We start from the raw sequence: 5,969 nt of genomic DNA on the forward strand, positions 1-5,969 counted from the left end.
ATAAGTTAGTAATAAACACACATGGTAAAAATATGGGTAAGATGGGTATAGTTAGAGAAATTAGATGCAATAACGATGGTCCATTGATTGTTTATCTGGAACCAGTTGATTGCACATTTGAATTTTGTCATGATTATCGCAGATGGCTAAATAAGGATGGATTATATGGATGGAATAGATATGGAATAGGTTACCCAAAGGAACCAGTAAATAAAGAGTTTTGTGTATCAGTAATAAATGAAAAAGAAGATGATGAGGTGATTCGATGGCCAGCAGAAAAATTTATATCGAAGGAGCTTGAGACTATCAATCGATTCTTAAAAGAATTAATTGAACACGTAGATATGGATACCTGTGCTTATATAAATATCGAAATAATTGACTCTAATAAATAATACTAATAAAAATTTGAAAGGAGATATATAAAATGATAAGTAATGAAGAAAAAAATGCTATTCAAAAAATAAATAGAGAGTTGGCTAGTAAGTATCCTATAGAGGCTAATTATAATAGTAGAGCTAGTCTATGGGGTCGTGGTGTAGATGATGGTTCAGTAACTAGAGAACTATATAATACTGCTGCGAACTTCTACGGACGTCTATGGCATTATGTGGGAGACTAACTCGCGAAAAATACACATGTTATAATGGAGAAGGTAAATATAGACACCCTTAAGATTCCATAGAATATTACTAGATAATATTTAGGAAGTTGGTGAAAATCCAATTGTCTATATGAAAGTAGTTGCGAGGCTTACCTTTTCTATTTATTTTTTTATTTTTAAATATTGAAAGGAGATAATAAAATGGCAAATAAAGAAATAGATAAGGTTAAAATAAATACGACAAATTTGATTATTGCTTTAAATGATAGAAACGTTAGTATGAGGGAATTAGGTAGAGAATCAGATTTTAATTGGTCTGACAAATCAATAAGTAGAGCTATAAAAAGTGGAGAAGCTTCGCCAAGTTTAGTACGTGATCTCTCTATAAGACTTGATGTGGATATAAAATATTTAACAGGTGATCGAGAAATTAAAAAGATATCAGATGATGTATACAAACGATTAGCATCTGCTGGTTTCTCAAATTTAGAGATTAAAACATTAAAGCTCTCGTTAATTGAAAGTGTCGATTATATTCAAGATGAGGAGACTCATTTAGACCAACAAATTAAAAATACACACAAACATCTTCTTTCTCTATTTAAGAATTTTTAACTCGCGAAAAATACATACCCTATAATGAGAGATGCATGTTAGCTTACAATAAGCTTATAGGAGTAAAACCTAAAACATATATCTCTCACTTTTTTGTCTAAAATAAATAATCTTGAAAGGGGATAATAAAAATGAAATTACCATTAGTTAAAACTTTGAAACACGGTATTGGAAAAAACAGTCCTACAATTCTTACTATATTAAGTATAGGAGGATTAATTGGTACAACGGCTATGGCAATCAACGCTACACCTAAAGTATTACGACTTATTGAGGAGGAACAACATTACAGAGAAACTGATCGAGAATATGATGGTGATATTATTATGACTAAAGCAGACATCGTTAAGCTTTCATGGACTTACTACATACCTACATTTGCTATGGGAGCTGCTACAATAGCTTGTATTATAGGAGCTAATACTATTAGTTTAAAGCGTAGTGCAGCGCTTACAAGTGCATATTATCTATCTGAGACGGCTTTGAAGGAATATCAAGCTAAAGTTGTTAAAACAATCGGTGAGAAAAAAGCGCAATTGATAAAAGAAGAGATTGCTCAGGATCATGTGAATAAGACTAAAAAGGACGGAAATACTATTATAGTTACAGGAAATGGTGAAACTCTTTGTTTAGATATGTTATCTGGAAGATACTTTAAATCATCAGTAGAGAAGCTTAAAAAGGCTCAAAATGAAATTAATCACGCATTACTAAGCGAACAATATTTAAGTCTAAACGATATTTATGGTTATATGGATTTAGAACCTGTTAGTACCGGTAAAGAACTTGGTTGGGACCTTGGATATCAGGGTATGTTAGAGTTTGATATTAGTACTTGTATGTCTGATAACGATGAACCATGTATAACATTTGACTTTAATGCTATACCAAGACCTAGATATTAGATATGAATACTAGAGAATTTAATATAGGAGATAAAGTTATATGTTTTGAGGAGGGGTTTGTTATAGGAACGGTTTTACGTTTCTATACTCCTACTTCTTGTCCTGAACAAACTGTAGTTAAGACTAACGATGGACGACAATATCATGCTCCAACAAGAGCTTGGAAACCGTATTCGGATGGAGTAAGCCCGAGTCATATTATTTGTGATGAGCTTAGTTTTTCACATAAAGACTTAAATAGGAATGTCATTGCGATTCATAATATAAATAAACAATTGACTGGTTTAGAAGCTAATACTATAATTAAAAAAATGGTAGGCTGGAATACTCTATCCTTTGATTTTAATGTAATTGATAAATCTAAATAAGAAAAATGTTAAGTAATGAATTATATAAATAAAATATATAAAAAATGGGGGAGTAGAAAATGTTACCTGAGAATACTATGACAAATGTGGCTATAAAATTAGCAAATGGAATGTTTCTTAGACGATGTGATGATTTAGAACATAATATTACTCAATGTTTTGAAGAGGCTTTTAAAAATGAGAAGATAAGTAAAGAAAGAATGGAAAGAATATACACTAAGTTTTGTGATTTATTACTAGGTGAGGAAGAAGCGGTCTAGATAATAAAAAAAGGGGGGATTACACAATGAAACGATACAGATATGAGGGGGCAGTCATGTCTTTTAATAAGATTGTTGCGGAAAAATGGTACGACGAAACATATGCTGATTCACCTAAAAGAGCTAGAAGTAATCTATGCTATCACTATAAAAGACAACATGGATTATTTAAATCAGCTAAGATAACATTAGTTGGAGCAGTTATCGAGATAGCATAGGTCGCGAAAAATACACACTGTATAATGAAAGAATTATATTTTAAGGAGGAATTATTAATGAAAATTTTTAATAAAGAAATATCTAAAAAACAGGTAAAATTATTTATAGGTGGAGTAGCAATAGCAGCAGTTGGAACAGTTGCAGCGGTAGTTATGCACAATAAAGAAAAGGAAGTTGTAGATGTTGATTATGTAGAATTAAATGAAGTAGAAGAACCATTAGAATTAGAATCTTATAGAGAAGATGAAGCTTAGGCTTTTTCTTTTGTCTCTTCATCGTGATAATAACATACCCTATAGTAGAAGGAATTATATTATGAGGGGGAATTATTAATGAATAAATTTATTAAGAATATATCAAAAGTTACATTAGTTATAGGAGGTATAATTGGTACTATAGTGGTTACAACACTGTTTGGATCAACAATACTTAATAAAGATGAGTATAAAGATATATTGATGGTAAATAATCAATAATAAAGAATATTATAAAGATGATTACATAGAGGGTAAAGCTTATGCTTTATCTTTTTTGTCGCATGAATAACATACCTCATAATGAAAGAATTATATTTTAAGGAGGAACTTATTAATGAATGAAAAATTTGATAGAGTGATGTCTAAGATTGGATTATTCTTAGGAGGAGTTGTAGTAACTATGGTCGGAATGACAGTTATGGGTACTATGATGATAAATAAGGAAGACAAGATTAAAGATGTTGAAATCAAGACAATCAGTAGTAACGAAGACAATAATATATAATAACATAAAAGGTGAAGCTTAGGCTTTATCTTTTTGTTTCCTCTATCGCCAAATAAAAATTAAAGGAGCAATTAATAATGAATAAAATTAAAGAATTTATAAGTAAAAATAAAGAATTAGTAATTGGTGTTATTTGTATACTTACAACTGGTGCAATTGGATACCAACTTACAAAAATTAAACCTGAAGTGGAAGATGATGTTACTGTAATAGATCTTAGAAGTTCGGCACATGTGCCTACTATTGATACGTTAGACGAAGCGATCGATCAATTCAAGCAGTATCAGGAGACAAATAGATCAGTAGCCATGTTCTGGGAAAATGATGAATATGCGGTACTTGAATTAGATAAGTAGTATCGCACAATTAACATAGTCTATAATGAATGATTATTTAGCTTTTGAAAGGAGCGATTAATATGGAAAACAAAGATAAAATTGAAATAGTTAAATTTGGAACGGCTATTGCAGTTGGTGCTGGTATAGAGAGTATAATCTCAAATGCAGTAAAGAGTACAACACCAGAAGGAAATGGTAAGCTTAATAAAGCTTGCACTTGGTTGGGAGTTGTAGTACTTACTTGTATGATTGGAGAGAAGGCTTGTGCTTATACGGACGCCAAAATAGACGAACTAGTTAAATATATCAATGAGACCATGGTTAAGGTTAAAGAAGAACTAAAATAATCAACAAGGGATGTTAAGGAAACTTAGCATCTACTTTTTTCTTGAAAGGAGAAAATAAAATGATAAACACTGAAAAATTAGGGATTATTGGAATTGTTATGGGGGTTGTTGCTATAGGTTATTCCTGTATTATAAATAACAAGTTAAACAAAACGAACAATATAATTAATACTTCTATAGATGATATATCTAAAGATGTAAAAGTTGATATTTCAGAGGCTATTATTGATAATGCAGTTGATAAAGCTGTAGAACGAGAGGTTGAAAAGGCTGTGAGAAATATAACAGGTAATGTAACTGCAACTATAAATAGAGATATAAAAAATAAAGTTAAAGCGTCAGTAGACGAATCTTATTCTGATATTAGAAAAGAAGTATCAAAAGAAGTTTCAAAGGATGTTGCTAATTTAGATATCAAGTTATTAAAAAATCAAGTTAAAGATGAGGCTAAGCAGATTGTTATTGATAAGTTTAATGATAATTTAGAGTCATTACTTGAGGAGTTCAACCAGAATCTAACAAATGTTTCTAAGATATATGGTTCTATAGCCGACAACATGGTTCGAAAACCGCAAGAAACAATCTTTAAAATAGGTAATTAATATAGAATATTAAACTAATTTTTATTGAAAGGGGACAATAATATGAATGAAAAAATGAAAGTTGATGAGCTTGAACAATTGGGGGGAAATACCACAAAACTAAATTTTCCTTCCAATTCAAAAAAAGATAAAGAGGCAGAACCTATTACGCATAAAAAAGTACAGAAAGTAATAACAGGTAAAGCAGTAGAAAGAAAGAAACCTTTGTCTAAGAAATTTGCTGAGGTATTTATAGGCGAAGGTAATGATGTTCAAAGTATAACCGAATATGTAGTTAAGGATATTCTTATTCCAGCAGCTAAAGGTATGTTTCTTGATACTATAAGTACTCTTGGTGACATGATAGGGGCTAGTGTTGAGATGACTTTATTTGGAACTACTTCAGGTAGAGGTAGAAACCGAAATAGTAGAAACAGAACTACTGGAAGTAGTGGTAAAACATATGTATCATATGATAATTATTCTAAAGGTAATGATAGAGACAGGGATAGAGATCGTAGACCTTCAGCTGATCATAATAGGAGTAATCATAGCTTTGATGGTATAGTCCTGGAAACTAGAGGAGAGGCAGATGAAGTTATTAAATGCTTGATAGATCTTACTCTAGATTACGGTGTAGCTAGTGTTGCTGACTTATATGATTTAGTTGGTATTACTAGTAAATTTACAGATAATGAGTACGGATGGACAAATCTTAATACTAACAATGCTACTTTCACTAGAGTAAGAGAAGGTTATGTATTAAACTTACCTAGAACTAAACCGATAAATTAAATATAATCATATAGATAAAAAATTAGGGGGCGTATTAAAATGATACAAAAATATAGAAAAAAACCAGTGGTTATAGAGGCTGTACAATTTGATGATAATCTGGAAGAGATAGAGAAGTTTTGTTGTGGGAATGCTGGCATTAGAAATGGTGTATTAGCAATAATGACTCTTGAGG

The 5,969-nt window shown here is 30.8% G+C and carries 14 protein-coding genes; all 14 read left to right on the forward strand.

The genetic code is table 11. The annotated features are described in order from the left end of the window. Positions 1-395: hypothetical protein (locus AC11VW_RS01455; protein ID WP_484299617.1), on the forward strand; the 395-nt coding region annotated here is incomplete at its 5' end. Between the two features lie 32 nt (positions 396-427). Then, positions 428-622 (forward strand): hypothetical protein, encoded by a 195-nt coding sequence (locus tag AC11VW_RS01460; protein WP_484299618.1) that lies wholly within the window; start codon positions 428-430, stop codon positions 620-622. 183 nt (positions 623-805) lie between these two features. Continuing rightward, positions 806-1,219: a hypothetical protein gene (locus AC11VW_RS01465; protein ID WP_484299619.1), complete on the forward strand. Its 414-nt coding sequence runs from the start codon at positions 806-808 to the stop codon at positions 1,217-1,219. A 131-nt stretch (positions 1,220-1,350) separates the two neighbouring features. Beyond that, positions 1,351-2,124, forward strand: a complete 774-nt coding sequence (locus tag AC11VW_RS01470) for a DUF6353 family protein (RefSeq protein ID WP_484299620.1) — start codon at positions 1,351-1,353, stop codon at positions 2,122-2,124. Positions 2,125-2,126: 2 nt separating this feature from the next. Further along, complete coding sequence (locus tag AC11VW_RS01475; RefSeq protein WP_484299621.1) at positions 2,127-2,492, forward strand: hypothetical protein; 366 nt, start codon at positions 2,127-2,129, stop codon at positions 2,490-2,492. Between the two features lie 59 nt (positions 2,493-2,551). Next, positions 2,552-2,752 (forward strand): hypothetical protein, encoded by a 201-nt coding sequence (locus AC11VW_RS01480; protein WP_484299622.1) that lies wholly within the window; start codon positions 2,552-2,554, stop codon positions 2,750-2,752. 26 nt (positions 2,753-2,778) lie between these two features. Continuing rightward, a complete protein-coding gene (locus AC11VW_RS01485) occupies positions 2,779-2,970 on the forward strand; it encodes a hypothetical protein (protein ID WP_484299623.1) in 192 nt (63 codons plus the stop codon). A gap of 57 nt (positions 2,971-3,027) precedes the next feature. After that, positions 3,028-3,225, forward strand: a complete 198-nt coding sequence (locus tag AC11VW_RS01490; protein WP_484299624.1) for a hypothetical protein — start codon at positions 3,028-3,030, stop codon at positions 3,223-3,225. Between the two features lie 78 nt (positions 3,226-3,303). Further along, positions 3,304-3,447 (forward strand): hypothetical protein, encoded by a 144-nt coding sequence (locus AC11VW_RS01495; protein WP_484299625.1) that lies wholly within the window; start codon positions 3,304-3,306, stop codon positions 3,445-3,447. Positions 3,448-3,562: 115 nt separating this feature from the next. Then, entirely contained in the window at positions 3,563-3,733 is a 171-nt protein-coding gene (locus tag AC11VW_RS01500) for a hypothetical protein (RefSeq protein ID WP_484299626.1), read from the forward strand. Between the two features lie 77 nt (positions 3,734-3,810). Then, positions 3,811-4,089: a hypothetical protein gene (locus tag AC11VW_RS01505; RefSeq protein ID WP_484299627.1), complete on the forward strand. Its 279-nt coding sequence runs from the start codon at positions 3,811-3,813 to the stop codon at positions 4,087-4,089. A gap of 62 nt (positions 4,090-4,151) precedes the next feature. Continuing rightward, positions 4,152-4,418, forward strand: coding sequence for a hypothetical protein (locus AC11VW_RS01510; RefSeq protein WP_484299628.1), 267 nt, complete (start codon positions 4,152-4,154; stop codon positions 4,416-4,418). Positions 4,419-4,477: 59 nt separating this feature from the next. Beyond that, positions 4,478-5,020 carry a hypothetical protein gene (locus AC11VW_RS01515; RefSeq protein ID WP_484299629.1) on the forward strand — a complete coding sequence of 181 codons (543 nt, stop codon included), beginning with the start codon at positions 4,478-4,480 and terminating at the stop codon, positions 5,018-5,020. 42 nt (positions 5,021-5,062) lie between these two features. Then, entirely contained in the window at positions 5,063-5,794 is a 732-nt protein-coding gene (locus AC11VW_RS01520) for a hypothetical protein (protein WP_484299630.1), read from the forward strand. Positions 5,795-5,969 lie beyond the last annotated feature (175 nt).

This window comes from Romboutsia sp. (assembly GCF_056995035.1).

What these genes read in the sequence shown, in the direction of transcription:
- AC11VW_RS01515 (WP_484299629.1), top strand. Translation starts at nt 4,478, where the DNA reads ATGATAAACACTGAAAAATTAGGGATTATTGGAATTGTTATGGGGGTT.
- AC11VW_RS01495 (WP_484299625.1), top strand. Translation starts at nt 3,304, where the DNA reads ATGAATAAATTTATTAAGAATATATCAAAAGTTACATTAGTTATAGGA.
- AC11VW_RS01465 (WP_484299619.1), top strand. Translation starts at nt 806, where the DNA reads ATGGCAAATAAAGAAATAGATAAGGTTAAAATAAATACGACAAATTTG.
- AC11VW_RS01505 (WP_484299627.1), top strand. Translation starts at nt 3,811, where the DNA reads ATGAATAAAATTAAAGAATTTATAAGTAAAAATAAAGAATTAGTAATT.
- AC11VW_RS01510 (WP_484299628.1), top strand. Translation starts at nt 4,152, where the DNA reads ATGGAAAACAAAGATAAAATTGAAATAGTTAAATTTGGAACGGCTATT.
- AC11VW_RS01480 (WP_484299622.1), top strand. Translation starts at nt 2,552, where the DNA reads ATGTTACCTGAGAATACTATGACAAATGTGGCTATAAAATTAGCAAAT.
- AC11VW_RS01490 (WP_484299624.1), top strand. Translation starts at nt 3,028, where the DNA reads ATGAAAATTTTTAATAAAGAAATATCTAAAAAACAGGTAAAATTATTT.
- AC11VW_RS01500 (WP_484299626.1), top strand. Translation starts at nt 3,563, where the DNA reads ATGAATGAAAAATTTGATAGAGTGATGTCTAAGATTGGATTATTCTTA.
- AC11VW_RS01485 (WP_484299623.1), top strand. Translation starts at nt 2,779, where the DNA reads ATGAAACGATACAGATATGAGGGGGCAGTCATGTCTTTTAATAAGATT.
- AC11VW_RS01475 (WP_484299621.1), top strand. Translation starts at nt 2,127, where the DNA reads ATGAATACTAGAGAATTTAATATAGGAGATAAAGTTATATGTTTTGAG.
- AC11VW_RS01470 (WP_484299620.1), top strand. Translation starts at nt 1,351, where the DNA reads ATGAAATTACCATTAGTTAAAACTTTGAAACACGGTATTGGAAAAAAC.
- AC11VW_RS01520 (WP_484299630.1), top strand. Translation starts at nt 5,063, where the DNA reads ATGAATGAAAAAATGAAAGTTGATGAGCTTGAACAATTGGGGGGAAAT.
- AC11VW_RS01460 (WP_484299618.1), top strand. Translation starts at nt 428, where the DNA reads ATGATAAGTAATGAAGAAAAAAATGCTATTCAAAAAATAAATAGAGAG.